The 25699-nt window shown below is 69.1% G+C and carries 27 protein-coding genes; 14 read left to right on the forward strand and 13 right to left on the reverse strand.

Translation table 11 applies throughout. The features are described 5' to 3' along the window. Nucleotides 1-39 precede the first annotated feature (39 nt). Genes ACIO3S_RS16515 through pcaH form a run of 4 tightly spaced genes read right to left on the reverse strand, consistent with a single transcriptional unit; the run spans nucleotide 40 to nucleotide 3780 of the window. Entirely contained in the window at nucleotides 40-1191 is a 1152-nt protein-coding gene (locus ACIO3S_RS16515) for an alpha/beta fold hydrolase (RefSeq protein ID WP_400465627.1), read from the reverse strand. After that, nucleotides 1188-2447: a lyase family protein gene (locus ACIO3S_RS16520; protein WP_400465630.1), complete on the reverse strand. Its 1260-nt coding sequence runs from the start codon at nucleotides 2445-2447 to the stop codon at nucleotides 1188-1190. The genes ACIO3S_RS16515 and ACIO3S_RS16520 overlap by 4 nt, the downstream gene beginning before the upstream one ends. An 8-nt stretch (nucleotides 2448-2455) precedes the next feature. Beyond that, on the reverse strand, nucleotides 2456-3007 hold the full coding sequence (pcaG, locus tag ACIO3S_RS16525; RefSeq protein WP_400465633.1) for a protocatechuate 3,4-dioxygenase subunit alpha: 552 nt from the start codon (nucleotides 3005-3007) through the stop codon (nucleotides 2456-2458). Next, nucleotides 3004-3780, reverse strand: coding sequence for a protocatechuate 3,4-dioxygenase subunit beta (pcaH, locus tag ACIO3S_RS16530; protein ID WP_400465635.1), 777 nt, complete (start codon nucleotides 3778-3780; stop codon nucleotides 3004-3006). Before pcaH ends, pcaG begins: the two co-directional genes overlap by 4 nt. A 71-nt stretch (nucleotides 3781-3851) precedes the next feature. Between pcaH and ACIO3S_RS16535 the strand changes: the two genes are divergently transcribed. From ACIO3S_RS16535 to ACIO3S_RS16545, 3 genes are all read left to right on the forward strand, one after another. After that, the gene (locus ACIO3S_RS16535; protein WP_400465638.1) at nucleotides 3852-4595 is read left to right on the forward strand and encodes an IclR family transcriptional regulator; all 744 of its coding nucleotides are present in this window, start codon (nucleotides 3852-3854) and stop codon (nucleotides 4593-4595) included. Nucleotides 4596-4726: 131 nt separating this feature from the next. After that, on the forward strand, nucleotides 4727-5776 hold the full coding sequence (gene cobT / locus ACIO3S_RS16540) for a nicotinate-nucleotide--dimethylbenzimidazole phosphoribosyltransferase (protein ID WP_400465640.1): 1050 nt from the start codon (nucleotides 4727-4729) through the stop codon (nucleotides 5774-5776). Further along, on the forward strand, nucleotides 5776-6552 hold the full coding sequence (locus ACIO3S_RS16545; RefSeq protein WP_400465643.1) for an adenosylcobinamide-GDP ribazoletransferase: 777 nt from the start codon (nucleotides 5776-5778) through the stop codon (nucleotides 6550-6552). Before cobT ends, ACIO3S_RS16545 begins: the two co-directional genes overlap by 1 nt. Here ACIO3S_RS16545 and cobU read toward each other — a convergent pair. Next, the gene (gene cobU, locus ACIO3S_RS16550; RefSeq protein WP_400465645.1) at nucleotides 6549-7088 is read right to left on the reverse strand and encodes a bifunctional adenosylcobinamide kinase/adenosylcobinamide-phosphate guanylyltransferase; all 540 of its coding nucleotides are present in this window, start codon (nucleotides 7086-7088) and stop codon (nucleotides 6549-6551) included. The genes ACIO3S_RS16545 and cobU overlap by 4 nt on opposite strands. Before the next feature lie 37 nt (nucleotides 7089-7125). Here cobU and ACIO3S_RS16555 point away from each other — a divergent pair, with 37 nt between their 5' ends. Next, nucleotides 7126-7914, forward strand: a complete 789-nt coding sequence (locus ACIO3S_RS16555; RefSeq protein WP_400465648.1) for a metallophosphoesterase family protein — start codon at nucleotides 7126-7128, stop codon at nucleotides 7912-7914. Between the two features lie 42 nt (nucleotides 7915-7956). Here the strand turns inward: ACIO3S_RS16555 and ACIO3S_RS16560 are convergent, their stop codons facing one another. Genes ACIO3S_RS16560 through ACIO3S_RS16575 form a run of 4 tightly spaced genes read right to left on the reverse strand, consistent with a single transcriptional unit; the run spans nucleotide 7957 to nucleotide 10186 of the window. Beyond that, nucleotides 7957-8718: an ABC transporter permease gene (locus ACIO3S_RS16560; protein WP_400465651.1), complete on the reverse strand. Its 762-nt coding sequence runs from the start codon at nucleotides 8716-8718 to the stop codon at nucleotides 7957-7959. Next, on the reverse strand, nucleotides 8715-9485 hold the full coding sequence (locus tag ACIO3S_RS16565; RefSeq protein ID WP_400465654.1) for an ABC transporter ATP-binding protein: 771 nt from the start codon (nucleotides 9483-9485) through the stop codon (nucleotides 8715-8717). The genes ACIO3S_RS16560 and ACIO3S_RS16565 overlap by 4 nt, the downstream gene beginning before the upstream one ends. Then, on the reverse strand, nucleotides 9482-9853 hold the full coding sequence (locus tag ACIO3S_RS16570; protein ID WP_400465657.1) for a DUF1048 domain-containing protein: 372 nt from the start codon (nucleotides 9851-9853) through the stop codon (nucleotides 9482-9484). Before ACIO3S_RS16570 ends, ACIO3S_RS16565 begins: the two co-directional genes overlap by 4 nt. 3 nt (nucleotides 9854-9856) lie before the next feature. After that, entirely contained in the window at nucleotides 9857-10186 is a 330-nt protein-coding gene (locus ACIO3S_RS16575; protein ID WP_160028116.1) for a PadR family transcriptional regulator, read from the reverse strand. Nucleotides 10187-10447: 261 nt separating this feature from the next. On the opposite strand from ACIO3S_RS16575, the gene ACIO3S_RS16580 reads away from it, so the two are divergent. The 4 genes from ACIO3S_RS16580 (at nucleotide 10448) to ACIO3S_RS16595 (ending at nucleotide 14487) form a co-directional block, all read left to right on the forward strand. Then, the gene (locus ACIO3S_RS16580; RefSeq protein WP_400465660.1) at nucleotides 10448-10756 is read left to right on the forward strand and encodes a hypothetical protein; all 309 of its coding nucleotides are present in this window, start codon (nucleotides 10448-10450) and stop codon (nucleotides 10754-10756) included. Further along, the gene (locus ACIO3S_RS16585) at nucleotides 10753-13314 is read left to right on the forward strand and encodes a hypothetical protein (protein WP_400465662.1); all 2562 of its coding nucleotides are present in this window, start codon (nucleotides 10753-10755) and stop codon (nucleotides 13312-13314) included. The genes ACIO3S_RS16580 and ACIO3S_RS16585 overlap by 4 nt, the downstream gene beginning before the upstream one ends. Before the next feature lie 128 nt (nucleotides 13315-13442). Continuing rightward, complete coding sequence (locus tag ACIO3S_RS16590) at nucleotides 13443-13997, forward strand: hypothetical protein (RefSeq protein ID WP_400465665.1); 555 nt, start codon at nucleotides 13443-13445, stop codon at nucleotides 13995-13997. A gap of 13 nt (nucleotides 13998-14010) precedes the next feature. Then, a complete protein-coding gene (locus tag ACIO3S_RS16595; protein WP_400465667.1) occupies nucleotides 14011-14487 on the forward strand; it encodes a hypothetical protein in 477 nt (158 codons plus the stop codon). On the opposite strand, the gene ACIO3S_RS16600 is transcribed toward ACIO3S_RS16595, so the two are convergent. Then, nucleotides 14459-15523, reverse strand: coding sequence for an alpha/beta fold hydrolase (locus ACIO3S_RS16600; protein ID WP_400465670.1), 1065 nt, complete (start codon nucleotides 15521-15523; stop codon nucleotides 14459-14461). The two genes, ACIO3S_RS16595 and ACIO3S_RS16600, sit on opposite strands and share 29 nt — an antisense overlap. A 71-nt stretch (nucleotides 15524-15594) precedes the next feature. Between ACIO3S_RS16600 and ACIO3S_RS16605 the strand changes: the two genes are divergently transcribed. Together ACIO3S_RS16605 and ACIO3S_RS16610 are read left to right on the forward strand one after the other, a co-directional pair. Next, nucleotides 15595-16179: a TetR/AcrR family transcriptional regulator gene (locus ACIO3S_RS16605; RefSeq protein WP_400465673.1), complete on the forward strand. Its 585-nt coding sequence runs from the start codon at nucleotides 15595-15597 to the stop codon at nucleotides 16177-16179. 135 nt (nucleotides 16180-16314) lie between these two features. Beyond that, nucleotides 16315-17196, forward strand: a complete 882-nt coding sequence (locus ACIO3S_RS16610; protein WP_400465676.1) for a hypothetical protein — start codon at nucleotides 16315-16317, stop codon at nucleotides 17194-17196. Between the two features lie 13 nt (nucleotides 17197-17209). Here the strand turns inward: ACIO3S_RS16610 and ACIO3S_RS16615 are convergent, their stop codons facing one another. From ACIO3S_RS16615 to ACIO3S_RS16625, 3 genes are all read right to left on the reverse strand, one after another. Continuing rightward, nucleotides 17210-18670 (reverse strand): glycosyltransferase family 39 protein, encoded by a 1461-nt coding sequence (locus tag ACIO3S_RS16615; protein WP_400465679.1) that lies wholly within the window; start codon nucleotides 18668-18670, stop codon nucleotides 17210-17212. Between the two features lie 45 nt (nucleotides 18671-18715). Next, nucleotides 18716-20338: an alkaline phosphatase D family protein gene (locus ACIO3S_RS16620; RefSeq protein WP_400465681.1), complete on the reverse strand. Its 1623-nt coding sequence runs from the start codon at nucleotides 20336-20338 to the stop codon at nucleotides 18716-18718. Nucleotides 20339-20426: 88 nt separating this feature from the next. Further along, nucleotides 20427-21311 (reverse strand): oxygenase MpaB family protein, encoded by an 885-nt coding sequence (locus ACIO3S_RS16625; protein ID WP_400465684.1) that lies wholly within the window; start codon nucleotides 21309-21311, stop codon nucleotides 20427-20429. A gap of 76 nt (nucleotides 21312-21387) precedes the next feature. Here ACIO3S_RS16625 and ACIO3S_RS16630 point away from each other — a divergent pair, with 76 nt between their 5' ends. The 4 genes from ACIO3S_RS16630 (at nucleotide 21388) to ACIO3S_RS16645 (ending at nucleotide 25651) form a co-directional block, all read left to right on the forward strand. Continuing rightward, nucleotides 21388-22485: a hypothetical protein gene (locus ACIO3S_RS16630; protein ID WP_400465687.1), complete on the forward strand. Its 1098-nt coding sequence runs from the start codon at nucleotides 21388-21390 to the stop codon at nucleotides 22483-22485. 8 nt (nucleotides 22486-22493) lie between these two features. After that, on the forward strand, nucleotides 22494-23930 hold the full coding sequence (locus tag ACIO3S_RS16635; protein WP_400465690.1) for a protein kinase: 1437 nt from the start codon (nucleotides 22494-22496) through the stop codon (nucleotides 23928-23930). Between the two features lie 41 nt (nucleotides 23931-23971). Beyond that, nucleotides 23972-25162 (forward strand): MFS transporter, encoded by a 1191-nt coding sequence (locus ACIO3S_RS16640; protein WP_400465693.1) that lies wholly within the window; start codon nucleotides 23972-23974, stop codon nucleotides 25160-25162. Nucleotides 25163-25225: 63 nt separating this feature from the next. Then, the gene (locus ACIO3S_RS16645) at nucleotides 25226-25651 is read left to right on the forward strand and encodes a Fur family transcriptional regulator (protein ID WP_160028146.1); all 426 of its coding nucleotides are present in this window, start codon (nucleotides 25226-25228) and stop codon (nucleotides 25649-25651) included. The last annotated feature ends 48 nt before the right edge of the window (nucleotides 25652-25699 follow it).

Consider the following 25699-nt stretch of genomic DNA (forward strand, 5'->3'; position numbering starts at 1 on the left):
GGTGTGTCTCTCCGCTCCGCTGGTCGACGGCGGGGATGATTACTCGTTCAGGACCCGGTTGGCGACGGCGAAGGCGGTGTTGGCAGCGGGTACGCCGACGTAGATCGAGGTCTGCAGGAGCACCTCGATGATCTCCTCGCGGGTCAGCCCGTTGGTGAGCGCGGCGCGGAGGTGGAACTCGAGCTCCTCGAAGTGACGCCCGGCGACCAGGGCGGTGAGCACGCCGATCGAGCGGTCCCGGCGGGCGAGGCCGGGGCGGGTCCAGATCGTGCCCCAGGCGTAGCGCGTGATCAGGTCCTGGTAGTCGCGGTTGACGTCGGTGATCGCGGCGGTGGCCCGGTCGACATGGGCGTCGCCGAGCACCTGGCGGCGTACGTTCATCCCGGCCGCGTAGGCCTGGTCCGAGGCCGTCACGTGGGAGGTGACCAGGCTGGAGACGGCGTGGGGTGCCTCGGCAGGAGCGAGGTGGCCGACGGCGTCGAGGGTGACGAGGCGCCCGTTTCGCACCCCGACGGCGATCTCCTCGAGCGAGGCCGGCGGGGTCGGGGCGTCGTCGACACCCGCGATCGCCAGGACCGGGGCGGCGACCTCGGCGAGCCGGCCGCGGACGTCGTACGCCGCCAGCGCATCACAGACCAGCGCATAGCTCTCCGCGTCGGCGTCGCGCAGCGAGTGGAGCAGGGCGCCGCCCCGGGCGGGCTCGCGCTCGAGGAAGCCGGGGGCGAACCAGCGCTGGGTGGAGCCGGCGATCTGTGAGGCGGTGCCGGCCTTGCGGACCGTCGCCGCGCGGTCGTTCCAGCCCTCGGGCTCGCCGATCTTGGCGCCGGTGTTGGTGAGCACCGCGGCGCTCACCCGGTTGGGTGCGTCGAGCAGGAGCTGGAGGCCGACGGCCCCGCCGACCGAGTCGCCGGCGTAGGCGAAGGTGCCGTGGCGCTCGCCGCGGTCGGTGAGGACCCGGTCGACGCAGGCGAGCACGCCCGCGGCGAGGTCGGCCATGGAGAACGCTTCGGTGGTGGGGGCACCGTGGCCGTGGCCCGGGAGCTCCCAGCCGATGACGTGGAAGCTGTCCGCGAGCAGTTCCGCGGTGGCGGCCCAGAGCGCGGTCACCGAGGTGCCGAGGGACGGGCCGACGACCAGGAGCGGCTTGCTCGGGCCTCCGGCCAGTTCGACAGGGGTGATCCTCGGCGTCATGGTAGGTCCTTCCAGATTTCGTGGGCGCGGGCGACGGTGGTGTCGATGAGGGCGTCGGTGGCGCCGAGATAGTCATGGAGCCCGGCGGCGGCCTCGGTCCCGGCGAGGATGTCGCCACCCACGAACCCGGTCAGCGACCGCTGCTCGGCCAGCAGGTCCGCGCCCGCGGCTTCGGCCGTGGCGCGCATCCGGGCCGCGTCGACGCGGAGCCCGGCGAGAAGCTCGGCGGTCTGCGAGGCCGCGACGACGCTGCGGCGGGCGAGGGTCGCCAAGGTCTCCCACTCGACGTGCCAGGCGCCGTCGGGACGCTCGTCGACGTACGTCGCCGCGGCGGTGTGGAGCGTCGCGGCCAGCGGGGGAGCGGCGAGCGCGTGGCGACGGATGAGGACCGAGAGCACCGGGTTGGACTTGTGCGGCATGGTCGAGGAACCGCCCCGCCCCTCGCCGGCCGGCTCGGTGAGCTCGCCGATCTCCGGGCGGGTCAGCAGGGTGACGTCGGTGGCGATCCGGCCCCAGGTGTCGGCCGCGGTGACCAGCGCGTCGGCGGCCGCCGTCAGCGGGGCGCGGTTGGTGTGCCAGGGGGTTCGCGGGGTCAGCCCGAGCGTGGTCGCCGCGGTCGTGGCTGCCTCCTGGGCGGCGGCCACGGGATCGCCGAGACCGCGGAGCCGGGCCAGGCCGACGACTGCCGCCAGGGTGCCGGCCGCGCCCCCGATCTGGGCGGGCAGCGACGTACGCGTCCGGTGGAGCGCCTCGGCGGCATCGCTCAGGCCGGACAGCCAGGTCGCGGCCTTGAGCCCGAAGGTGATCGGCACCGCGTGCTGGGTCAGGGTGCGACCCGCCATCACCGTCGCGCGGTGGTCCCGGGCGAGACCGACCAGCGACGCGGCCTGCGCGGCGAGCTCGTCCTCGACCCGGTCGAGTACGTCGGCGAGGCAGAGAACCAGCGCGGTGTCGACCACGTCCTGGCTGGTCAGCCCCTTGTGGAGCCACCGGGCGGCCTCACCGTCGAGCCGGTCACGCAGCAGCTTCACCAGCCCGATGACCGGGTTGCCCCCGGCCTCAGCACCCTCGGCGAGCGCTGGGACGTCGTCCGGGGAGACCAAGCCGGCCAGCGGCGTACGTGCTTCCTCCGGGGCGATCCCGGAGGAAGCGACGGCGGCCAGCCAGGCGTCCTCGACCCGTACCATCGCGGCGAGGTAGGCGGCTTCGGAGAAGAGGTCCCCGGCGCGCTCCTCGCCTGGCCACAGCAGCGACATTCGACTCCTCAGCGGTAGGTGAGAAAGGTGGTCTCGCGGTCGCTCTGGAGGTGGATGTCGAATCGCAAACCGGTTGCGTCCGCGGTTGCCACCAGCGTCGCACGCTCGTCCTCGGACAGCGACACCAGCAGGGGGTCGCCGGCGTTGGCGGGGTGCTCGGGCAGGTAGATCCGGGTGTGCAGCTTGTCGAGCAGACCGCGGGCGAAGACGGTGAGCGCGAAGAACGGCGCCGCGCCGTCCTCGGACGCCCCGGGGAGCACCGTCGAGAACGTGTAGTGGCCGTTCAGGTCGGTGTCGGCGCGGCCCCAGCCGGTGAAGGTCCAGCCGTCGCGATGCAGCGACCCCTCGGCCTGCGGGACGTTGCCCTCGGCGTCGGTCTGCCAGATCTCGAGAAGGGCGTCGGGGATCGGGTTGCCGGCGCCGTCGTAGACCTTGCCGTGCAGTCGGATCGAGCCGGGGCTGCCGGGCGGGACCAGGTCGGCGTCGCCCTCGTAGGGGAGCGCGTAGCCGAAGAACGGGCCGATCGTCTGCCCCGGAGTCGGGCGGTCGGGGGTGCTCACAGGTCGCCCTCCTCGGGCTCGGTCCAGGTGCGGCTCGGGCCGGTCAGGACGATGTCCCAGTGGTAGCCCATCGAGTACTCGGGGGTGGAGAGGTCGTGGTCGTACGTCGCCACCAGGGCGTCACGAGCCTTCTGGTCCGTGATCGACTGATAGATCGGGTCGAGCGCGAAGAGCGGGTCGCTGGGGAAGTACATCTGCGTGATCAGCCGTTGCGTGAACGCGCGGCCGAAGAGCGAGAAGTGGATGTGCGCCGGCCGCCAGGCGTTGATGTGGTTGCCCCACGGGTAGGGGCCGGGCTTGATCGTCTGGAACCGGTAGCGCCCCTCGGAGTCGGTGATGCAGCGGCCGACGCCGGTGAAGTTGGGATCGAGCGGCGCCGGGTGCTGCTCGCGCTTGTGGATGTAGCGCCCGGCGGAGTTGGCCTGCCAGATCTCGACGAGCTGGTTGCGCACGGGCCGCCCCTCGCCGTCGGTCACCCGGCCGCTGACCGTGATCCGCTCGCCGATCGGCTCGTTGCTGCCGGCGATGGTCAGGTCGGCCTCGAGCGGGTCCACGTCGGAGTTCCCGAAGCACGGCGCCCACAGCTCGATGGTCTCGGGGTCGGCATGGCGCGGGTCCTTGGTCGGGTGGCGCAGGATGCTGGACCGGTAGGGCGGGTAGTCCAGCAGCGGCTGACGTACGTTCTGGCCCGCGGAGTCGGCCTCGAGCTTCTCGATCTCGGCCGAGAGGTCGGCCTGAGTCTCGACTGGTGGTTTCTTGGTGGGCGCTGTCACGCTCCGAACGCTAGGTGGCGGAGGCGTACGATGAAAGCAGGGACTTCCGCTGAGCGAAAGGTTGGGTCGAGATGGCAGGAGGCAGCGGGGGCCGGACCGTCGCCTCCCGAGTGCTCGGTCTCATCGGCGCCTTCGACGCCGGCCATCGCCGGCTCACGCTGAGCGAGCTCGCCGACCGCGCGGACCTCTCCCTCCCGACCGCCCACCGCCTGGTCGCCGAGCTGGTCGAGTGGGGTGCGTTGGTGCGGGAGGAGGACGGGACGTACGCCGTCGGCCGCCGGCTGTGGGACGCCGGCCTGCTCGCGCCGGTGGCCACGGACCTGCGCTCGGTCGCCTCCCCGTTCCTCCACGACCTCTACGGCGCGACCCTGGAGACGGTCCACTTGGCCGTTCGCGAGGACGACCACGTGCTCTACCTCGAGACGCTCCGCGGCACCCGCAACGTACCCATCGTCTCCTCGGTCGGCTCGCGCCTGCCGATGTACTCCACCGGCGTCGGCAAGGTGCTCCTGGCCCACGCGCCCGAGGACGTACGCAACCAGGTGCTGGCCGGCCCGCTCAAGCCGTTCACCCGCCACACCATCACCACCCCCGGCCTGCTGCGGCGCCAGCTCGACCGGGTGATCACCGAGGGCTATGCGACCACCGCCGAGGAGATGACCCTCGGCGCCTGCTCGGTCGCGGTCCCGATCACCACCGGCTCCGGCGTCGTCGGCTCCCTCGGCATCGTCGTCTCCGACCTCCGCCGCAACCGCCTCCGCCTCGTCTCCGCGCTCAAGGTCGCCGCCCAAGGCGTCTCCCGCGCCCTCCCGTAGCCGCCCCGCCGAATCTGCACCTGTGGCGGCCGAGACTGCAGTTGTGGGCGACGAAAGTAGACACTCGTCGCCCACAACTCACTTCTCGGCCGCCATCACGACCTTCTCGGCGGGTGGGGTACCTTGCGCTGGTGACGATCCAGACCCCTGACGACGATGTACGCCGCGCTGCCGCTGAGCGCCTCGGAGCATTGGCGACGCCGCCGGGGGCCCTGGGCCGCCTGGGCGAGCTGGCGGTCTGGGTGGCCGCGTGCCAGGGCGAGGTGCCGCCGCGGCCGGTCGAGAACGTACGACTGGTGATCTTCGCCGGCGACCACGGCGTCGCTCAGCACGGGGTCTCGGCGTTCCCGCCGGCGATCACAGGCGCGATGGTGCGTACGTTCCTGGGCGGCCGGGCCGGAGTCAGCGCGCTCGCGAAGGCGCACGGTGTCCAGGTCCGGGTGCTCGACCTCGGCGTCGACGAGGAGTTCCCGGACCTCGACGCGACGACCCGGGAGGCGCTGACCCAGCACAAGATCCGGCGGGGGAGCGGCGCGATCCATCTCGAGGACGCACTCACCGCCGAGGAGACCACGGCCGCGCTGGAGGCCGGCGCCGCGGTGGCGCGCGAGGAGATCGCCGCCGGTGCGCAGCTGCTGATCAGCGGCGACATGGGCATCGGCAACACCACCCCCGCGGCCGCGATGGTGGCCGCCGGGCTCGGGCTGCCCGCGAGCGAGGTCACCGGTCGTGGGACCGGCATCGGCGACGAGGCGCTGCGGACCAAGACCGACGTCATCACCGCGGCCCTGGAGCGCGCCGGTGAGCGCGCCGGCGACCCGGTCGAGACCCTCGCCGCACTCGGCAGCGCCGACCTGGCCGCGACGACCGGCTACCTCCTCGAGGCCGCCCGCAGCGGCACCCCTGTCCTTCTCGACGGCCTGATGAGCGTCGCCTGTGCCCTCACCGCCGACCGGATCGAGCCCGGCGCCGCGACCTGGTACGCCGCCGGCCACCGCTCCACCGAGCCTGCCCAGTCGATGGCCCTGGAGAAGCTCGGCCTCGAGCCGCTGCTCGACCTCGACCTGCGCCTCGGCGAAGGCTCCGGCGCCGTCGCCGCCGTGCCGGTCGTCCGCAGCGCAGTCGCCCTGCTGCGCGACGTCGCCCTGCTCTCCGAGCTAGCGCCGGGAGACCCTGCCTGATGCTCGTGCGGGACGCCTGGCGTCTCGCGGTCGGCACGCTGACCGCGATGCCCGTGCCTCCTCCCGAGCACGTCGATCGCCGTCGCGCCGCGGTGGCGATGGCCGTCGCGCCGCTGGCGGTGTTGCCGCTCGCACTGGGGGCCGCCGCTATCGCACTCCTGGGGCAGCTCACCGGGCTACCGCACCTGGTCACCGCCCTGCTTGCGATCGGCGTTGTGGTCGTAGGCAACCGGGCCCTCCACCTCGACGGTCTCGCCGACACGGTCGACGGCATGGCGGCGTCCTACGACCGCGAGCGCTCGCTGGCGGTCATGAAGACCGGCACCTCGGGCCCCGCCGGTGTCACCGCGATCGTCCTGGTCCTCGGTCTCCAGGTGGCGGCGCTGGCCTCCGTGCTGGGAGGTGAAGGCGACGTACGCCTGGCTCTTCTCGCCCTCGTTGCGGTCTGTACGTCGCGCGCGGCGCTGTCGCTGTGCTGCGTACGCGGCGTGCGGCCCGCCCGCCAGGACGGCCTCGGGCGCACGTTCACCCAGACCGTCTCGCCGCTCCTCGCCGCCGTTGTGTGGCTGGCATCGGGCGCCGCGCTGGCCGCGGCCGCGTGGTGGGCCGGCATCGGCTGGTGGCGAGGCACATCGGCCGCCGTGCTCGCGGCGCTGGTCGTCGCGCTGATCCTGGTCCGAGCCGTCAAACGGTTCGGGGGAGTGACCGGCGACGTCTTCGGTGCGGCCGTCGAGGCGGCGTTAGCGACCATCCTGGTCAGCCTGAGCACCGGCTAGAGCTTCAGGACCCGTCCGGCGATGACGAGATGCACCTCGTCGCACGCCGCGGCCAACCGCTGGTTGACCAGCCCGAGCAGGTCGCGGAAGAGGCGGCCCGAGCGATGGGCCGGTACGACCCCGAGCCCGACCTCATTCGTCACCAGCACGACATCGCCGTTCTGCTGCTCCAGCAAGGCAGCCGCATCCTCGGCCAGCGCCGAGACCGCCGCGGTCGCCTCCTCCGACGTGGCCTCCCACAGCTGGTGGGAATCCATGACAGCCGTGAGCCAGGTGCCCAAGCAGTCCACCATCACCGCGTCGCCGTTGGTCAACCCCTCGGCCAGCGCCCCCGCGAGATCCCGCGACTCGACCGTACGCCACCCCTCCGGCCGCCGAGCCCGATGCGACGCCAGCCGCGCAGCCCAGTCAGGATCCGGCTCCTCCTCGACCGTCGGCCCCGGCGCGACGTACGCCACCGAAGGCGCGGCGGCGAGCAGCGACTCAGCATGCCGCGACTTCCCGGACCGCACCCCGCCCGTCACCAGAATCCTCACCGGGCCAGTCTCCCAGCCATCGCATAGCCTGCGACCCATGACCCCAGAGCGTATCGCGCTGATCTCGGACGTACACGGCAACCTCACCGCCCTGGAAGCCGTCCTCGCCGACATCGAAGCACGAGGAATCACCAGGATCTTCAACCTGGGCGACTACGTCGGCAAGGGCCCGAGAGGTCGAGAAGTAGCCGAGATCTGCCGAGAGCGGTGCGAGGTCAACATCCTCGGCAACTGGGAGGACTTCCTGCTCACCCCCGAGCCCGACTTCGGCCGCGAGTCGGTGGGGCTGATGTGGTGGCGGCTGCAGGCATGGGAGCAGGCCGAGTGGCTGCGTACGCTCCCGTTCTCCTACGACTTCACGATGAGCGGCCGTCGGATCAGACTCTTCCACGCCTCCGAGGAGACGGTCCACCGCCGGGTCAGGTTCGACCATGACGAGGAGGAGTTCCTGGGCCTGTTCCGGAACACCGAGGCCACCGGCTTCGACCGGCCGGAGCCCGACATCGTCGGCTACGCCGACACCCATGATCCCTACTACGAGACCGACCGGCACCGGCGCACCGTCTTCAACACCGGCAGCGTTGGCAACTGCATGAGCGACCCGACCCCGGTCTACGTCATCCTCGAGGGCGTGATGGACAGCGACCAGGAGGCGCCGTTCGGCATCCAGTGGGTCCGGGTCCCCTATGACGCGGAGGCCGAGATCGCGTACGCCGCGAGCGTCGGCATGCCCGAGCTCGACGAATACACCTACGAGCTGCGGACCGGCTTCTACCGCGGCAACCTCAGGGACGGCGAGCAGCCGACCTACCACCGGAAGGGGTAGATCGGCTCTTCGCCGTACTTGTGGTGCATCTTGTGGCTGGGCTCAACTGATCTTGCGCCGGTAGACAGCCATGGCGGCGGCGTAGGAGACGACCAGGATGCCCACGCACCAGGCCAGCGCGACCCAGATGTCGTCACCGACCGGCTGTCCCGCGAAGAGCGCCTGGATGCTGTTGACGATCGAGGTGACCGGCTGGTTCTCGGCGAAGGCGCGCACCGGACCGGGCATCGTCTCCGTCGGCGCGAACGCCGAGCTGATGAACGGCAGGAAGATCAGCGGGTAGGAGAACCCGGTGGCCCCCTCCATGGTCTGTGCCGCCAGTCCGGGGATGACCGCGAGCCAGGTCAGCGCCAGGGTGAGCAGCGCCAGGATCCCGGCCACCGCGAGCCAGGCGCCCAGGTCCGCCGAGGTGCGGAACCCCATCAGGAACGCGACGCCGAGGATGATCACCATGGTCAGCATGTTGGCCACCATCGAGGTCCCGACATGCGCCCAGAGCACCGCCGAGCGGGCGATCGGCATCGACTGGAACCGCTCGAAGATCCCGCTCTGCATGTCGGTGAAGAGCCGAAGCGCGGTGTACGCGATGCCCGAGGCGATCGCCATGACCATGATCCCGGGGAGCACATAGTTGACGTAGTTGTCGGTGCCGGTCCGGATCGCGCCGCCCAGCACGTAGACGAAGAGCAGCATCATCGCGATCGGCGTGAGTGCGGTGGTGATGATCGTGTCCGGGCTGCGGGTGATGTGCCGCAGCGAGCGGCCCAGCAGGGTGCCGGCGTCGGCGAAAGCGTGCTTGGTCATGACTGTCCTCCCTTGGTGGAGCCGGTGAGTGAAAGAAAAATTTCTTCCAGCGACGGTTGCTTCTCGACGTACTCGACCTTCGCCGGCGGCAGCAGCGCCTTGAGTTCGGCGAGCGTGCCGTTGGCGATGATCGTCCCGCCGTGCAGGATGGCGATCCGGTCGGCGAGCTGCTCGGCCTCCTCCAGATACTGCGTGGTGAGCAGGACGGTCGTGCCCTGAGCGGTCAGCTCGCGTACGACCCGCCACACCTCCAGGCGTGCCTCCGGGTCCAGCCCGGTGGTCGGCTCGTCGAGGAAGATCACCGACGGCGAGCCGATCAGCGACATGGCGATGTCCAGCCGCCGCCGCATGCCACCGGAGTACGTCGCGACCTTCCGGGCGCCCGCCTCGACCAGGTCGAAGCGCTTCAGCAGCCCGTCGGCCACGTCGCCGGGGGAGGGGAGATGCCGCAGCTTCGCGACCAGTATCAGGTTCTCCCGCCCGGTCAGGATCTCGTCGACCGCCGCGAACTGGCCGGTCAGCGAGATCGCCTCCCGAACCCGCTGCGCCTCGTCGACCACCGATGCACCCTCGACCAGCGCCGCGCCGGCATCAGGTTTCAGGAGCGTCGAGAGGATGCGTACGGCCGTGGTCTTTCCGGCCCCGTTGGACCCGAGCAGCGCGAAGATCGTGCCCCGCGCCACCTCGAAGTCGACCCCTCGCAGGACCTGGTTGTCCTTGTAGGACTTCTCCAACCCTCGTACGGAGATGGCAGCTGCCGCGCTCATGACTCGTCCTCCTCGTTGATGTTGTCGATGGCCTCGTTGAGCCGGGCGCGCTCCTTCTTGATCCAGGCGCCCTCGGAGTAGTTCCGGGCGAACTCCTCGGCGAACTCGACCGGGTTGTCGCCGACGATCGCGCTGACCGGGGTGCCGTCGGCGGCGGCCTGCTCGAAGAGCTCGAGGAGGTCCTCGGCCATCGCCGTCACGATCGCGCCGTCGGCGATGCCGGCGGAGTACATCAGGTAGCGCTCGACCGCGTCGTGCGCCTTGCGGTGGTTCTCAGGAAGCTGCTGCTTGCGGGCCTTGAGCTGCCGCCAGCGCTTCTTCAGCTCGAGCTCGCCGACGACGGCCTCGAACATTGATCGGATCGACATGCCTTACTTCCCTTCCGTACGGAGGTTCTCCAGCCGTTCGGCCAGGAACCCCCACGTGGTCCAGAACTCTTCGAGGTACTTCTCGCCGTCTGCGTTGAGCGAGTAGACCTTCCGCGGCGGCCCCTTCTCGGACGGCCGCTTCTCGACGTCCACCAGTCCGTTCTTCTCGATCCGGACCAGCAGCGCGTAGACCGTGCCCTCGGCGATCTCGGTGAACCCCTGGCTCCGCAGCCAGGTCGTGATCTCGTATCCGTACGCCGGGTTGCCGGTCAGGAACGCCAACACGATCCCCTCCAGCGTCCCCTTGAGCATCTCGGTCATCTGCTTGCCCATCGGGCACCTCCTTCCACTACTCAGTGTTGCTAACTACCGGTACATAGTAGCGCTGAGTAGCGGATGAAAAGCAAGTCGTTTGCCCAGTTGGCGTCCGACGCGGGCAGCTACGATGCTGCTCAGTGGGCTGTGAAGCCGTGGTGCGCCGCGTGGTGCTTGGTTGCTGACCGCCGTCGAAGCGCCCGAAACTTTTATGTTTAGAACCCCCGCAACGGGGTATGAGGTGGTTGAAACCATCGCCAAGAGTCTTGGGGGCCGCGCATGAACGTGCAGATGATCGAGGCAGACGTCAGGAAGTCTGCGCAGAAGATCCAAGCCGCAGCAAACAATGTCAAAGGGATCGACTTCTCAGACTCGATCAGTGCGATCACCTCTGCTCTCCCGGACAGCACGTGCGTCGGTGCGGCGAACAAGCTCAAGACAGAGCTAAAGACCAACCTCGACGCGTGGGTCAAGTCGGCCAACAGTCACCATGAACTCACCAACAACGCGGCCGACCACATCGTTGCCGCCGATGAGACCAGCCAGCGGACCGGGAACAAGATCAATCAGCAGGTGGGTCCGCGATGACCGTCACCTACGAGAAGCTGCAGAGCTGGAAGCCCGACGGCCTGAGCGGCGCTGCCGACAAGCTGAACAACCTGCGCAAGAAGCTCATCGACCAGCAGGACGAGATGGACGCCGGCAAGCCGCCAGCCTCCTGGCAGACCCCGAACAGCTCCGAAGCGGCGCGCAGTCGGCACAAGCGCCTCGTGGAGGACCTCAACGACATCGCGGCTCCCTTGTCTGCAGTCGTCGCAGGCCTCGACAGCGCGGCGTCGTCGCTCCGCAGCGCGAAGGAGTCTGCGAAGACGGCCTACGACGGCGCGATCGCCAAGGGCTGGACCGTGAAGTTCCCGGGTGGCACGCAGGTCGAGATCGAGGATCCGACCCCGCCTGAGTCGAAGGCTCCCGGGAACCGTCGAGGGACGCCTGTCGGTCACCCGGACCAGGACACGATGGACTCCTATGCTCAGACGATCTCCAAGGCGCTTTCCGACGCCACTGAGGCCGAGAGCGAGCTGGAGGCGGTCCTGAACACCGCAACCAGTGGCGGCTACGACGGCGGGGATGGCGAGATCGCCGACGCCATTCCGCCTGAGATCGGCAAGATCCTTGCTTCTGGTCAAGAAGATGGCGACAAGCCCGACAAGGCTGCGATGCAGCGTTATGCCGCGTACATGGATGAGCTCGAGGACGAGCCCGAACTCAAGCGCGAGATCATGAGCCAGATGGGTCGTGAGGGCATCGCCAACGCCTTCAAGAACGCCGAGGCAGTTGGCGTCGATCTGCATGCTGCGATGGGCGCGACAGGCCGCGGTGTGATCGAGGACTGGGTCGAGCACGACATCACAAACAAGGGCGTCAGCGGAGACACGGCGACCCTTCTCGGCGCGTACAAGAAGGACGCCGAGTTCACCAAGGAGCTCTTCACCAACGTCTCGCCCGACGAGTGGGCCGATGCGATCAAGCATGAGAACGACGAGGCGTTCAGTAACGGCAAGATCGACGAGGCGGACCGTAAGGTCTACTCGGAGTTCCTCCGCGCCGGCGGTTCGGCGCTCGCGACTTACACCCAGGGCCACCCGGACCCGAAGGGCTTGGCTGGCGAGTGGTTCAAGGCGATCACCGAAGGTGATGACGAGAACGCATCCGCTCTGACCCTGATGATCAAGAAGGGGGGCGAGGACGGGGGAGCCTTCCAGACGGACTTCATGTACAACCTCACCGATGACGTGTACAACTGGGAGCGAAATCACGACGGGGATCCGGTGTGGGGTCCGAAGAGTGCCGGCCTGCTTGATCCCGACGCGGAGGTCGGATCAGCCGCGCGCGGCAGGGGCGCCTACGTGTGGACCTCGGGCCACGCTGACGACGGGATGGCCAACCTGTTGGGTGGCTTGAATCATTCGCCTGAAGCGGCCCAACGTTTCTTCGCAGACGACACGCTTGATAACGGCGACAGTGATGATCGGCTCAAGTACTTCATGCTGGACCGCACTTTCGCTAGCGACAATGGCAGCGACGAAGGCGACGGGCTCGGTCTCGCGCTGGAAGCGGCGACCGTCGGCGGAAAGAGCATCGATCCTGAACTCAGCGCCTCGATCGCTTCTGAGGTCATGCAGACCATCGCGGACAACAGCGGGAAGGATGACGGTTGGTTCGAGGATGGCTGGCATACCTGGCCTGAGATGAACGACAGCCTCGGCGCGATCGCATCCGGCTACTCCAACGACGTTTACGACCTGCTCAGCGGTGAAGTGCCCAACGGCAAGGACGAACTGCGAATCTCTGAGGACGACTTCAAGGTCGTGCTCGGTGAGCTGGGTCGCGGCGAAGACAAGACCGGCGCCGAGATGGTTGGCGCGGCCATGGTCGCCGAGGGGAACGACCGAATCGACGGGGCGATTCAGGATTACCTGAAGAAGCACCCGGGGGCAGACATCCAGGAGGTCAACCGTGAGATCGGCGGCTTGCTTTCTGGGCACAACACGCGCACGGGGGAGGTCCTCGCGGAGACGGTTGGGTCGTCGGTCTTGGTGGATCTCGAGGGCGAGGAAGAGGCCGCCGCGAAGGCAGAATTCATGCAGAAGGCGATCAGCATCGGATCTGGCTTCATCCCCGGTGCGGGTGATGTGATCGGCGAAAGTCTCCAAGGCGCCACCAAGCATGTCGTCGGCTCGGCCATCGACACGGCTACATCCGAAGGTGTCGACGCGCTCAAGAACGCTGTTGCTGCAGGTGACCCGCCATCGAGCGCTTGGATCGCGAAGCAGGACAACGCTGGCGAGTTGCTGATGGAACGAAGTGCGATGAACACCTACCTTCGTAACGGTCTTCTACCCGACTACTTGAACAACTCAGCAGCTGTCGTCAACACCCCTGACGGTCCGGTTTTCCGTCCTGAGCTCTTCGATTCTTCGGAGTTGGAGAAACTTCGTACGACCAACCCACAGCTCGTCGAGGACTGGAACAAGTGGCACGGAAGCGACGAGGAGCTCTACGCACTCGACGTAGGCGTCGACGGCCTCCAGCAGTATGACGATAAGTTGCAGGAGGCAGTCGAGTATGCCCGAAACCTGCGCTAACCCATCCCCCAACGCATGGAGGCAATCCAGCAGTGAGACGACTACAACTGCTAGCCGTTCTGCTCGTACTTCCGCTCGCGGCGTGCGGAAGCTCGTCAGGCGACTCTGGTGACGGAAAGGATTCAGACATGCTTTGTGGACTGATTGGCGCCGAGGTGATCGAGCAAGTTGCGCCAAAGATCGACGTCGGGGTGCAAGACGAGCAGGTAAGCGCCGACGCCGCCAAGTGTCGCCTTTACGACAAGGACAGCGGCAAGACCTTCATCACCGCGGACGCGACGAAGTTGGACGGCGACGCCACAGCGTCTCGAAAGCGTGTTGACGAGTTCGCCGCCACTTTCGACGGTGAACCCACTGAGGCGCCTGGTCTCGATGAACTTGGTTACGGACGGATCATTATCGCGGCGCCATCCTCGCCCGATTCGGGTTCGCCGACAGAGGTCTTTCTCGGGGTCGCAACTGACACTCGCTTCATCCGCATCATCTATCGGCCGATCAATGGAGCCACTGGCACACCCGCTGAGGATGCGGTGGCGATTGCGAAAGACTTCAACACCAACGTGACAGACGCACAGCCCAGTCAGGCGTCTGGCGATTCAAGTGCCCCGCTGGAATCGCCAGCCGATGACGGCCAGCGCACGGCGGTGGCTGGTGCTTCGTGGCTTTCGAGCAGGCTGGGCTAGGGGTTAGAGCGGGATGTCGAACCCAAGTAGCGCCGCAGCAGAACCGTCGTGGACAGCGCCGGGAGCTCCCGAGCCCGGATCCGATGATCGGACCACCGGAGGATGGCTTGGACTTGCCGGGCTGGGGCTCGGGGCGGGAACGCTCGCGATCGTCGCCTTGGTCCGGGTGGTCGTCGGTATCCCGGGGGTCAGCCGGAGCTATTACAACGCCCTCTACAGCCTGGAGGACCGCCCGATCGTCTGGCTGATCCTCGGGCTGCTCATGATCGCCTCGATCGTGCCGATCGCCGGCGCGGTGGTGCTCGGACATCTCGGTCTGAGCCGGGCGAAGGCGGCTGGAACGAGCACCGTGGCAGCAGGGGTCGCGCTCGGGATCGGCTACACGCTGGTGGTTTTCTGGGTCGTACGGGTCATCAACGCGATCACGAACACCACGGAGTTCAACGGCGGAATCAGGATGGTCATCGAGTACGTCGGTCTCTGGGCTTGAGGACGGCGTTCGCCGTCAACTTACGCCCGCCCAGAATCTCTCGAGCTCGGCGTCGAGCTCGGACGCCACCTGCATCGGCAGGGAGTGAGTGGTCTTCGGCCACACCTTGACGGTCGCGCGGGGGAGCAGCTCGGCCCTCTTTTGCGGCGTCCTCGCCGCCGGCCAGCGACTTGTCGCTCGCGATCGCGACGTAGACCGGCATCCGCAGTGAGCGGATCTGCTCGTCGGTCAGCCGCGATGGCGTCGGCAGGCTGCCGGAGTCGAAGTGGGTTGTCCCGGCGGCGATCATCCGAGCCATCGGGTCATCCGGGTCGACCTCGTCGTCCTCGACGCCTCCGATCCGGTTCAGGGCATGGTCGCGCCACGAGTCGGGCAGGAACGGGAGAGCGGCCACCGCCGACCAGCCGATCGCCCAGGCCGGCAGCATGCCGAACGTCATGATCGGCTCGAGCAGGGTGAGGCTGGCCAGCCGATCCGGGTGGCGCACGGCGACGGCCGCGGCGAGCCCGCCGCCCTGGGAGTGCCCGACCAGGTGGATCCGGTCGAGTCCGAGACCTGCCAGCGCCTCCTCGACCCAACGGGCGTTGTCGTCCATCCCGCGCAGCGGCAGGGTCTGCTCGGAGAGCCCGCTGTCGCCGATCGCGTCGAAGGCGTACACGGTGCGGTGCTCGACGAAGTCGCGCAGGTTCTCTCCCCACATGGGTACGCCGCTGGCCCGTCCCGGCACCAGCACGACCGGGATCTCGTCGACCGGGTCCGGGTTGACCCAGGCGTACGCACGGACCGTGCCGAAGGTGGTCTCCACGTCGTGCGTCTCGGTCGGCTTCGGCAGCGCGGCGAAGGCCGCGTCGTACGCCTCGGTGTAGGTCTGGCGCCCGGCAGGGCTGCGGAAGTGGCCGACGCCGGGGCCGCTCGTGCCGAGCACCATCACCAGGCACCCGGTCGAGACGACCGCAATGACGGTGAGGAGCACGACCGGCCAGCGCCGGCGCTTCCTGCGCGGTTCGATGTGCTCATCCTGATTGTCCTCGTCCATGTTCGTCCCCGATGACGATGCGATCGCATTGAAACCTGTTGCGATGCGACTGTATTGCTAACCTGGGCGCCATGCCAAGAGCCGTCGACCACGAACAGCGCCGGTTCGAGATCGTCGCCGGGCTCTGGCAGATCGTCGCCGAGCAGGGGATCGAGGGCGTCAGCCTGCGGACCGTCGCCGCCCGGGCCGGGGTCTCGATGGGTCGCGTGCAGCACTACTTCGGCACCAAGGACGCACTGGTCGTCGCCGGAATCGACCTGCTCGTCAAGAGGGCCGTCATCGAGTACGAGGCAACCGTAGGGCGGCCGCCGCAGGACCGCCTCCTGCACATCCTGCTCCAGCAGATCCCCGCGACCGAAGCAGGCCGCATCGGCGTCACCGTCTGGTACGCCTACGTCGCCAAGGCGATGACCCACCCCGCCGTACGCGAGATCCTCGCCGAGGCGACCCGGGTCGGTGTCGAGGAGTGCACCCGCCACATCCAGGAAGCTGACGGTCTCGATGAGGCCGAGGCACGATCACACGCCGTCGAACTGCTCGCACTCTCCGACGGACTCACCCTGCGAGCTCTCATCGGAGACATCACGGCCGAGGAGGCCGAGGCTCTGATCAGGGCATGCAGGTCGCGCCCTCGGCGGCCCCGAGAACGAGGATGATCGCGAGCAGCATCACGAGATACGTATACCCCGAGCCGGAGGCACCACGTGCACACGGCGAACGAAAAATTCGTTCGCCCGGGAATGACGCCAGCTGCGAGCGCGGCCGCAGCGGCGACCCTTAAGGTCTACGGCGTGGTCGGGGATGAGGATCTGGGCTCGCCGTGGATGGCGACGGTGCGCCGCGTTGCTTGGACGGTGACGGGGGTGGTCAACGCCATGCTCGGGCTCGCCATCGGTCTCGGGTCGGTGGTGGCCGACGGTGGTGCGTACGGGCCCTATCTGCTGGGGACCGGCTTCGGGATCCTGCTGTTCCTGACGGGTGTGCACGGACTGCTCACCAAGGGCGTACGTCCAGCCGGGAGCGCCACGCGCAGGATCGAGCGGCTGGGTGGGGTCGCCGGTGACGGGATCGTGATCCGGCTGAGGCGAGCGCCAGGCATCTGCGGAGAGCTGATGCTGGTGTGCTTCGTGGCGATGCTGTGCCTGGCGGCGGGGCTCGGCTTTCGGGCCGGCGATCCGCTCATCGGGCCGCTCTTCTCGCTCCTCGCGGTCTTCTTCGCCGTCGTGGTGGCCGAGCATGCGATGACGCTGGGACTGCGACGAGCAGTGCTGATCACGCCCGAGGTGCTGAGGGTTGAGCTCGGCCCCGAGACGGTCTCTGCGGCGTGGGCGGACCTCCGCGTCGACCTGTTCGAGCAGGTCATGAGCCCGAACGGGATCACGGTGACGAACCGCTTCCTCGAGATCACGGCGCGTGGCGATGCGCCGTCATGGACGGTGACGCGGCGTCATCGGATCCGGGTGATTCCGAAGCGCTGGCGCAAGGGCGTCGTCCGGGTCGGCTACCCGCTCCTCGACCGCCCGGAGCAGGTGCTCACGACGTTGAGGTCGCTGCAGCGGCGTACCGACGAAGGTCGCCGGGTGGTGCTGTCCAACGACACGACCCTGGCCTACCTGACCGGTGACCTCGAGATCTCGCCGTTGTCGGACACGACGGGACGGTCTCCCTGGTAGCAACCGACGCAGATCAGGCGCTGTAGTGCCACAGCTGTGACCACGGCCGCGTCGGGGTGTCGCAGACGTGGATCGGGGCGCCGTTCTCCTCGTTGTCGGCACCTTCGCGGTTGTGGAGTGAGGCGACCTGGCGGCAGCCGTCGAAGAAGCGGTCGGGGGCCTCGAACCCGACCACGACGATCGGTGTCGCGTCCTTCGGCGGCTGCTCCCAGAATCGCCAGCCGTTGTGCCCGCTGTGGACGGGGACCCCCGCGCCGTACCACTCCAGGGCGCCGGCTTCTCCGTAGTTGGTCGTGAAGACCACGGCCGTACGCCGCTGGGCCGGCGTGAGGTCGTCGACGACGGCGCGGACCTGGGCGGCGTACTGGGGCCAGCCGATCGTCTCCAGCTGGTCTTCCCCGGCGGCGGTGTAGAAGGAGCCGGCGTACGTCTTCGCCGGGAGCACCGGGAGGTTGATCGGCCAGGCGGGGATGGTCAGCAGGGCCAGGCCGGCGCCGAGAAGGCCGACGGTGCGCGGTCGCAGTCGCTCGGCGACCACCACGGAGCCTGCCGCGACCAGGGGAGGGAACAGGCCGGCCAGGTAGTAGCCCTTGCCGCCGGCGACCAGGAAGAAGCCCGCAACGAGCACGAACGCGACGGCAACAGGTCGGACGAGCGCCCACTCACGTCGCCGGAAGAGCGCGACCAGACCGATGATCCAGATCGGCGTGATCACCGGGCTGAGCAGGATCAGCGCCTGGGTGACGTACCCGATCCGTCCGGTCAGCCCGCCGTACTCCTCCCGGATGTCCTCGGAGAGGTCGAGCACCGGCCAGTCGTGCTCGAGCTGCCAGAGGAGGTTGGGAGTCCACAGGACCAGCGCGGTGAGCCCGGCCAACCATGGCCACGGCGTGGTCAGGTTGCGCCGGGTCGCCGGAACGAGCGCGATGCCGAACAGGATCGCGCCGAGGAGGAAGACCACCGAGTGCTTGTTCTCCAGCCCGATCCCGGCGACGATCCCGGCCGCCAGCCAGAACAGCCCCCGCTGCCGCCCGCCGTCGGCGATCAGCGCCCGGGCCACCAGCACCAGGATCGCGGTCCAGGCCAGCGCGTCGAACGTGGCGGTCGAGTGCCAGTGCCCGAACGTCATCGTGACCACTCCGACGGCCACGAGTCCCGCGGTCAGCACCTGCGCCGTACGTCCGCCGCCTGCCAGCCGTGCGAACTCCGCCGCCAGCAGGACCAGTCCGACCATCGCCAGCAGACTCCACAACCGCAGTACGACGAGGTTGTACGGTGCGATCTCGGTCGCGACCCGCGCCAGGAACGGTGTCAGCACCGGCTGATCGGGATATCCCCAGGCCAACCGCTGACCTGCGGAGACGAAGTAGAGCTCGTCTCGATGCGGCCCGTAGAAAGGGCTCATCGCCAGCAGCACGGCAGCCTGCGCGGCAACGACGATCCCGACAGCAGGGGAGTACCGCGGCCGGGTCACGCATCTGAGGGTAGCGGCGTGGGCGCGGCCAGAACGTACGAATCCCTACGCCTCCACGAGACCCGGGCGGCCGGACTCCGTGACGAAGCGGCCACCGACGGTGAGCGGAGCGCCGGGGGTGCTGACCTGGGCGACGTTCTTGTACGTGATCTCGGCGCCGGCGGCGCCGAGGGAGATCGTGGTGTAGCCGCGGAGGCCGTTGTAGAACTTCATGTGCGGGTTGCGCTCGAGGTAGGCGGCCCAGTTGGCGGGGTGCTCGGCGCCGTTGCCGCCGGAGGTGATGGAGCTGGTGACGATCTCGGTGCCGAGCACCCGCGAGGACGGGTCGTCGAAGTCGTCGTGGATGTCGAGGCCGTAGTGGACGTGCACGTCACCGGTGAGCACCATCAGGTTCGACTGTTCGGACGCCTTCCAGCCCTCGAGGATCCGGCGCCGGGAGGCGGGGTAGCCGTCCCAGGAGTCCATCGAGCGGGTGCCGTCGCCGGACGGGTTGTCGCGGCGCGAGAAGGTGACCTGCTGCGGGACGACGTTCCACAGCGCTGAGGAGCGTCGCCAGCCGTTGATCAGCCACTGCTCCTGCTCGTTCCCCGGAAGCGTCATCGATTCGGCCTCGGACGCCGCCGAGGGCACCTTCCAGCCGTCGCCGTTGGCCTGGTTGGTGCGGTACTGGCGGGTGTCGAGGATGTCGAACTGCGCCAGCCGGCCCCACTGCAGCCGACGGTAAAGCGTCAGGTCGGGACCGGACGGCTGCTGCGGGAGCCGCAGCGGCTGGTTCTCCCAGTAGGCGCGGTAGGCGGCGGCGCGGCGCACCAGGAACTCCTCCGGCGGCACCGAGTTCTCCGGGGTGTCGGCCGCGTAGTTGTTCTCGGTCTCGTGGTCGTCCCAAGTGACGATGAACGGGTGCGCCAGGTGGGCGGCGATCTGGTCCGGGTCGGACTTGTAGAGCCCGTAGCGTGCCCGGTAGTCGTCCAGCGTGACGGTCTCGTGGTTGAGGTGCGCCGGCAGCGGCTCGGTGTAGGCGCGCGTCCCGGCGGTGGCGTTCACCGCGTACTCGTAGAGATAGTCGCCCAGGTGGAAGACCGCGTCCACGTCCTCGCCGGCGAGATGCTTGTACGCCGTGTAGTAGCCCTGGTCGTAGCGCTGGCAGGACGCGAGGGCGAAGGTCAGCGACGACACCGCGGCCCCCACGGCCGGGGCGGTCCGGGTCCGGCCGACCGGGCTGATCCACTGGCCGACCCGGAAGCGGTAGAAGTACTCGGTCGCCGAGTCCAGGCCGCGGACCTCGGCGTGCACTGAGTGGTTGAACTCGGTGTGCGCGACAGCGGTGCCGCGGCGTACGACGCGTCTGAAGGCGGCGTCGCGCGCCACCTCCCAGCCGACGTCGAAGCGCGACGGCGGCATCCCGCCGGTGGGCTCCAGCGGTAGCGGCGCGAGCCGGGTCCACAGCAGCACCGAGTCGGGCAGCGGGTCTCCGGAGGCCACGGCGAGGGTGAACGGGTCCGAGGTGATGTCGGCGGGGGAGCCGGCCGGAGCGGCGAAGGCGCCGGTACGCGGCAGGCCGGTCGTGAAGGCCAACGCGGTCGCGGCGGCCGAGACGGTCAGGAAGCGGCGGCGGTCGAGGCCCCGGAGGGCGCCACGGAGATCAGGAGTGTTGCTGGGGGCAGGCATGGACGACGTGCTCCTGTCGATATGGGGTTATCGACAACAGCGAAGCGGTGCCCGGTAAAGCCGTGGTGACGGGCGGGGGAGAACCGGGCTAAGCGGTCTCGGCCGTACGGTGCACCGGACAGCCCGGCGCGAAGGTGCCGAGGTCCTCGGTGTTGAAGCCGTGCGGGTAGCTCTTGATGCGCGGCATGTCCCGGACGTACGCGGGCTTGCGCCGTGCCGGCAGCAGCGCGACGACGCGCGCCCGCGCCTTCAGCGCCCCGCGCGACAGCGTCCGGGCGAGCCGTCCGGGCTCGGGGTAGCCGAACGCCTCGAGCAGGTGCGGCTCCATCAGCGACAGCGAGAAGATGCGGATCACCGGAGCCAAGGGCCGCGGGTAGAAGGTCGTCAGCAGCTCGAGGGTCGAGTCGGCGACGGCACGGCCGCCCTCGTCGTACCCGAAGTGTTCGGCCTCGTAGGAGTCGAGGAGTTGCTCGAACTCCTCATAGGTCGCCGGGATGTCCTTGATGCCCATCCGCTTCCCGAGCGCCTGGTAGTAGCGCAGGGCGGCGAGCTGCTCGTCGGGGGTCGACTGCCGCCAGCCGAACTCCTGGTTCCAGCGCCGAGGGATCACCACGAACGTGGAGAGGACATAGACCATGTCGTCGTTGGAGATGTCGTACATCTTGTGCATCTGGTTGATCCGCCGCACCGCGGCCCGGCCGCGAGGGCTGTCCAGGTCCTCGATCGCCGCGTCCTCCAGCAGCAGCGCGGTGTCGTCGTAGCGCTTCTGGGCGTTCTCGGTGAACTGGTGCGTGTCGGCCAGCAGGCGGCCGATCGAGGGCACCGCGTAGGTCCGGAACAGCGCGAAGCTGAGCGCCTGAGTCGTGTCCCAGGGGAACTCGTAGAGCCCCAGGCGTCTCGAGATCTCCTGGAACTCGGTCTCCGGGTCCAGCCCTGCCGTGCGCGCCCGCCTCTGACAACTCAGCTTGGCCATGATGCCTCCTCGCTCGATACATAACTGTATCGTGACTTGGCTCACATGTGGTGTCTCCCGCCGTAATGTCTTCTGCATGGAGAAGTCGGGAACGCAGACGCCCCTGTCCCTCGCGGCCGCCGAGGCGGTCCGAACGTACGCCGCCACCACTCGCTCCGCTCTCGGGTCCGCCGAGGCCCCGGTGATCTCGTACGCAGGTCTGTGGCTGCTACTCGCCTCGCTGGCACCCGCGGCGGAGACCGAGACCGACGAGATCCTGGGCCTGAACAAGGCCGACGCGCGGGCCGCAGCACTGACGCTGCTGGAGGCGCCGCACCCCACGATCGGGGCGGCGGTCGCCGGCTGGCTGCGATCGGGTGTCGAGCTGACCAAGGGCCTGCCGATCATGCTCGACCCGCTCCCGGACCAGGCCGGGCTCGACGCGTGGGCCGGTGCGCACACCCGCGGGCTGATCAGGGAGTTCCCGCTCGAGATCGACGCCCAGACGCTGCTCGTGCTCGGCTCCGCGCTGGTGGTGACGCCGCGCTGGAGCGAGCAGCTGGAGCAGGGCGAGGACGGGTTGCTGGTGCTCGAGGACGGCTTTCAGGCGGTGGTGGCGACAGAGGCTGCCGGCCCGGTCGCCGTCGCCTGCCCGCCGAGCGAGGACGGCATCTCGGTCTACTCCGTGATCGCCGAGGAGGGCGTGTCCGCCGACGATGTGTGGCGGGCCGCCGACGAGGTCGTCCGGAGGATCGACGCCGGCGAGGTCCACGATCGCACCTTCGACGCCGGCCAGGAGGACGGGCACGCCTGGACGGTCCGCGAGGTCACCGCCTTCGGCAGCGCTCCGTCCGACCGCTGGCGCAGCCACCTCCCGGAGTGGAGCGCGGAGGACCGTCACGACCTGTCGGCCGCGCCGGGGGTCGCCGAGATCGCCCACGGAGTGATGGCCGCGGTGGCGGAGGAGACGGAGGCCGTCTGCGTGCAGAAGGCGGTCGCGTCCTACGACCGGGAGGGCTTCAAGGCGGCCGCGGTGACCGGGATGATGGTCCGCGCCGCCGCCGCGGCGCCGCGCGAGACGACGGTGCGGCAGATCGACCTGAGGTTCGACCGGCCGCACGCGGTGGTGGCGATCGCACGCGGGGGAGCCTGGGAGGGCATCCCGCTCTTCGGCTCCTGGGTGACCCCGGCATAATTTCCGGCATGGACGAGCTTCCCCCGATCGCCGGCCGCTACCGGCTCCTCACCTTGCTCGGAGCCGGCGGCATGGGCGAGGTCTGGCGGGCGCGTGACACCGTCCTCGACCGCGATGTCGCGGTGAAGCTGATGCGGGACGTGGACGACCCCACGATGGCCGAGCGGTTCCGCCGTGAGTCGCTCTCGACCGCCCGGGTCGTCCACGACGACGTGGTCAAGATCTTCGACGCCGGCAGCGACGACAACGACGTCTTCCTGGTGATGGAGTTGCTGCCCGGGCCCACCTTGGCCGAGCCGCTGCAGCAGCGTGGCCCGATGCCGATCGACATGGCGGTCGAATACACCCGCCAGGTCGCCGGCGCGCTCGGCGCGGCCCACCGGGCCGGTGTGGTGCACCGCGACATCAAGCCGGCCAACCTCATGTTCGACGGTGACGGCCGGCTGACCGTGCTCGACTTCGGCATCGCGTACGCCATGACGGGGGTCGACGCCGGGCTGACCCAGACGGGCCACGTGATCGGCAGCCCGTCCTACCTCTCGCCCGAGCAGGCCTCCGGCGACCCGGTCGGGCCGCCCGCCGACGTCTACTCGCTCGGCTGCGTGCTCTTCGAGATGCTCACCGGCAAGGTGCCCTACTCCGCGCCGCATCCGGTCAAGATCCTCCACATGCACCTCAGCGAGCCGGTGCCGCGCATCACCGACTTCCGGGCGGTGCCTGCGCCGCTGGCTCGGCTGGTCACCCGGATGCTCGACAAGAACCCGGCCGCCCGGCCCTCGATGGACCAGGTCGGTCACGAGCTCGGCTATGTCCTCAGCGGAGCCGACCCCGACGCCACCGACCGGCTCTCCGCCGGGCAGGCGCCGCGGCCGACCCAGGCGATGGCGCCGCGCCCGCTCGACGAGCCGATGGCGCTGGCCAACTCGCGCACCGGCGTCCTGCCCGGCCCCGGCACCCCGCCTCCGGTCCGCGGGCCGCGCCCGAGGTCGCTGCGGAAGTTCCCGACCGGCCGCCTCCTCGGCGCGGTGGCGATCGTGATCGCGTGCGTCTTCGCCGCCTCCTGGCTGGCCGCCTACGAGCCCTCTGCCGCCGAGGCTCAGCCGTCCCAGAGCTCCGACAACTCCAACACCGCGGACGACAACACCGACAACTCCGACAACACCGACGACTCCGCCGACGAGCCCGTCGACAAGTCGGACAACAAGACCCTCAACCGTCTCGACCGGCTCGACCGCTGGCGCGAGAACCTCGAGGGCTGGAACGTCATCGACGAGGGTCAGTCCCAGGAGTGGGAGGACCAGATCCAGCAGATCCGCGACCTCGTCGAGAAGGGCGAGAGCGCCAAGCGCGAGATGGAGCAGCTCCGCGAGGAGTTCGACAGCCTGAGCAAGGGCGACGGCAAGGATGGCGAGAAGATCCTCGACGGCCTGCTCAAGGGCAACTGACCCCTCGACCAACCGGGCGTGAGGGTGCAGACTTCGCGTCCATGACCCGACTCCAGCTGGCCCGGATGGCGGTCTTCGTCGCCTTCGCGGTCCAGGGACTGACCTTCGCCTCGCTGATCACCAGGCTCGAGTCGATCGCGACGAAGCTCGACCTCAGCGCCGGCGACGTGTTCGTGGTGCTCGGCATCACCACCGCGGTCGGGGCGATCGGCAGTGTCGTCGCGGGCCACCTCGCCACCAGGATCGGCAGCGCCGCGACCCTCTCGCTGATGCTCGGCGGGGCCTCCCTGGCCGCGGTCGCGCCTGCCTTCGCGCCGACCATGGCGACGCTGCTGGTGCTCAACGGCGTCTACGGCTTCTTCCTCGGCGGCGTCGACGCCTCCATGAACATGCAGGGCACGGCCACCCAGGACGCGTACGCCCGCCCGTTGATGAACGGCTTCCACGCGATGTGGAGCGCGGCGGCCGTCCTCGGCGCCGTCTATGCGACCGCGACGATCGCCCTCGGCGTACCTCTGGGTCTGGACATGATCCCCATCGCCGTCATCGGCCTGGCCGCCAACCTCGCCACGTTCCGGCTCCTGCTGCCGCCCGAGGCGGTCGACGCGGCGGAGAAGCGGACCAGCGGTACGCAGCACCCGAAGCCCCCGCTGCCGTGGCTGCCCCTCCTCCTGGTCGCGGTGCCGACGTTCGCGATGTGGTTCATCGACTCGGCGGCCTCCGCCTGGGGCGGGATCTATGTCGTCGACGGACTCGGGGCCGCGGCGGCGGTCGCGCCGGCGATCTACGCCGCCTACCAGCTCGTGCTCCTGGCCGTACGCCTCCCAGGCGACCGCCTCGTCGCCCGCTTCGGTCCCGAGCGGGTGATCCGGACCGGCGGCATCGTCGGCGTCGGCGCGCTGGTGCTGATCGTCGTCGCCCCGCACTGGAGCGTGGCGGCCGTCGGCTTCGCCGTGCTCGGCGGCAGTCTGGCGATGGTCCCGCCGCAGTCCTTCGTCGCCGCCGCGCACATCTCCCCGGACAACGCCGAGGACGCGATCGCCCGGGTCAACCTCGCCAACTACGCCGGCTACCTCGCCGCCGCCTCCCTGATCGCCGCGGTCGCCGAGGTCTTCGGGGAACGCTCGATGTTCGTCATCCCGCTGGCGATCTCCGTGCTGATCCCGCTGATGGCCGGCCGCTTCGCGACCCGTCCGGCTCCGGAGTCTCCGGAGACCGTGAAACTGGGTTGATTCGCGCCAGAAATTTCCCCATCGTTTCTTGACTCATTCAAGATTTGGCGTAGTGTCTGGGGTGTGGGGAACGCGGACTACGAACAGCTGCTGAGAGGTGCCTCCCTGCGCGTCACTCGCCCGCGAGTGGCCGTTCTGGGGGCCGTCACCGAGAACGCGCACGCCGATACCGAGACCATTCTCGGAGCGGTGCGCGAGCGGCTTCCGGACGTCTCCCATCAAGCCGTCTACGACTCCCTCGCCGCCCTCTCGGCGGCCGGGATCGTACGCCGCATCCAGCCGTCCGGCTCGGTGGCTCGTTATGAGACCCGGGTCGGGGACAACCACCACCACGTGGTCTGCCGCTCCTGCGGGGCGATCGCCGACGTCGACTGCGCTGTCGGCCATGCGCCCTGCCTGACGGCATCTGATGACAACGGCTTCACGGTCGATGAGGCCGAGGTCATCTACTGGGGCACCTGCGCGGACTGCAGCCTGTCCCAGGGGTAGAGCCCGCGCCGGCTGAGCTTGTCATCGGCCGGCGCAACACATGTGAAT

The organism is Nocardioides sp. NPDC087217 (assembly GCF_044744805.1).
Classification (GTDB): Bacteria; Actinomycetota; Actinomycetes; order Propionibacteriales; family Nocardioidaceae; genus Nocardioides.

Excerpts from the sequence above, each read along its gene's own strand:
- ACIO3S_RS16515 (WP_400465627.1), bottom strand. The coding sequence starts at position 1,191 with ATGACGCCGAGGATCACCCCTGTCGAACTGGCCGGAGGCCCGAGCAAG.
- ACIO3S_RS16520 (WP_400465630.1), bottom strand. The coding sequence starts at position 2,447 with ATGTCGCTGCTGTGGCCAGGCGAGGAGCGCGCCGGGGACCTCTTCTCC.
- ACIO3S_RS16535 (WP_400465638.1), top strand. The coding sequence starts at position 3,852 with ATGGCAGGAGGCAGCGGGGGCCGGACCGTCGCCTCCCGAGTGCTCGGT.
- ACIO3S_RS16545 (WP_400465643.1), top strand. The coding sequence starts at position 5,776 with ATGCTCGTGCGGGACGCCTGGCGTCTCGCGGTCGGCACGCTGACCGCG.
- ACIO3S_RS16555 (WP_400465648.1), top strand. The coding sequence starts at position 7,126 with ATGACCCCAGAGCGTATCGCGCTGATCTCGGACGTACACGGCAACCTC.
- ACIO3S_RS16560 (WP_400465651.1), bottom strand. The coding sequence starts at position 8,718 with ATGACCAAGCACGCTTTCGCCGACGCCGGCACCCTGCTGGGCCGCTCG.
- ACIO3S_RS16565 (WP_400465654.1), bottom strand. The coding sequence starts at position 9,485 with ATGAGCGCGGCAGCTGCCATCTCCGTACGAGGGTTGGAGAAGTCCTAC.
- ACIO3S_RS16570 (WP_400465657.1), bottom strand. The coding sequence starts at position 9,853 with ATGTCGATCCGATCAATGTTCGAGGCCGTCGTCGGCGAGCTCGAGCTG.
- ACIO3S_RS16575 (WP_160028116.1), bottom strand. The coding sequence starts at position 10,186 with ATGGGCAAGCAGATGACCGAGATGCTCAAGGGGACGCTGGAGGGGATC.
- ACIO3S_RS16580 (WP_400465660.1), top strand. The coding sequence starts at position 10,448 with ATGAACGTGCAGATGATCGAGGCAGACGTCAGGAAGTCTGCGCAGAAG.
- ACIO3S_RS16585 (WP_400465662.1), top strand. The coding sequence starts at position 10,753 with ATGACCGTCACCTACGAGAAGCTGCAGAGCTGGAAGCCCGACGGCCTG.
- ACIO3S_RS16590 (WP_400465665.1), top strand. The coding sequence starts at position 13,443 with ATGCTTTGTGGACTGATTGGCGCCGAGGTGATCGAGCAAGTTGCGCCA.
- ACIO3S_RS16595 (WP_400465667.1), top strand. The coding sequence starts at position 14,011 with ATGTCGAACCCAAGTAGCGCCGCAGCAGAACCGTCGTGGACAGCGCCG.
- ACIO3S_RS16600 (WP_400465670.1), bottom strand. The coding sequence starts at position 15,523 with ATGGACGAGGACAATCAGGATGAGCACATCGAACCGCGCAGGAAGCGC.
- ACIO3S_RS16605 (WP_400465673.1), top strand. The coding sequence starts at position 15,595 with ATGCCAAGAGCCGTCGACCACGAACAGCGCCGGTTCGAGATCGTCGCC.
- ACIO3S_RS16620 (WP_400465681.1), bottom strand. The coding sequence starts at position 20,338 with ATGCCTGCCCCCAGCAACACTCCTGATCTCCGTGGCGCCCTCCGGGGC.
- ACIO3S_RS16625 (WP_400465684.1), bottom strand. The coding sequence starts at position 21,311 with ATGGCCAAGCTGAGTTGTCAGAGGCGGGCGCGCACGGCAGGGCTGGAC.
- ACIO3S_RS16630 (WP_400465687.1), top strand. The coding sequence starts at position 21,388 with ATGGAGAAGTCGGGAACGCAGACGCCCCTGTCCCTCGCGGCCGCCGAG.
- ACIO3S_RS16635 (WP_400465690.1), top strand. The coding sequence starts at position 22,494 with ATGGACGAGCTTCCCCCGATCGCCGGCCGCTACCGGCTCCTCACCTTG.
- ACIO3S_RS16640 (WP_400465693.1), top strand. The coding sequence starts at position 23,972 with ATGACCCGACTCCAGCTGGCCCGGATGGCGGTCTTCGTCGCCTTCGCG.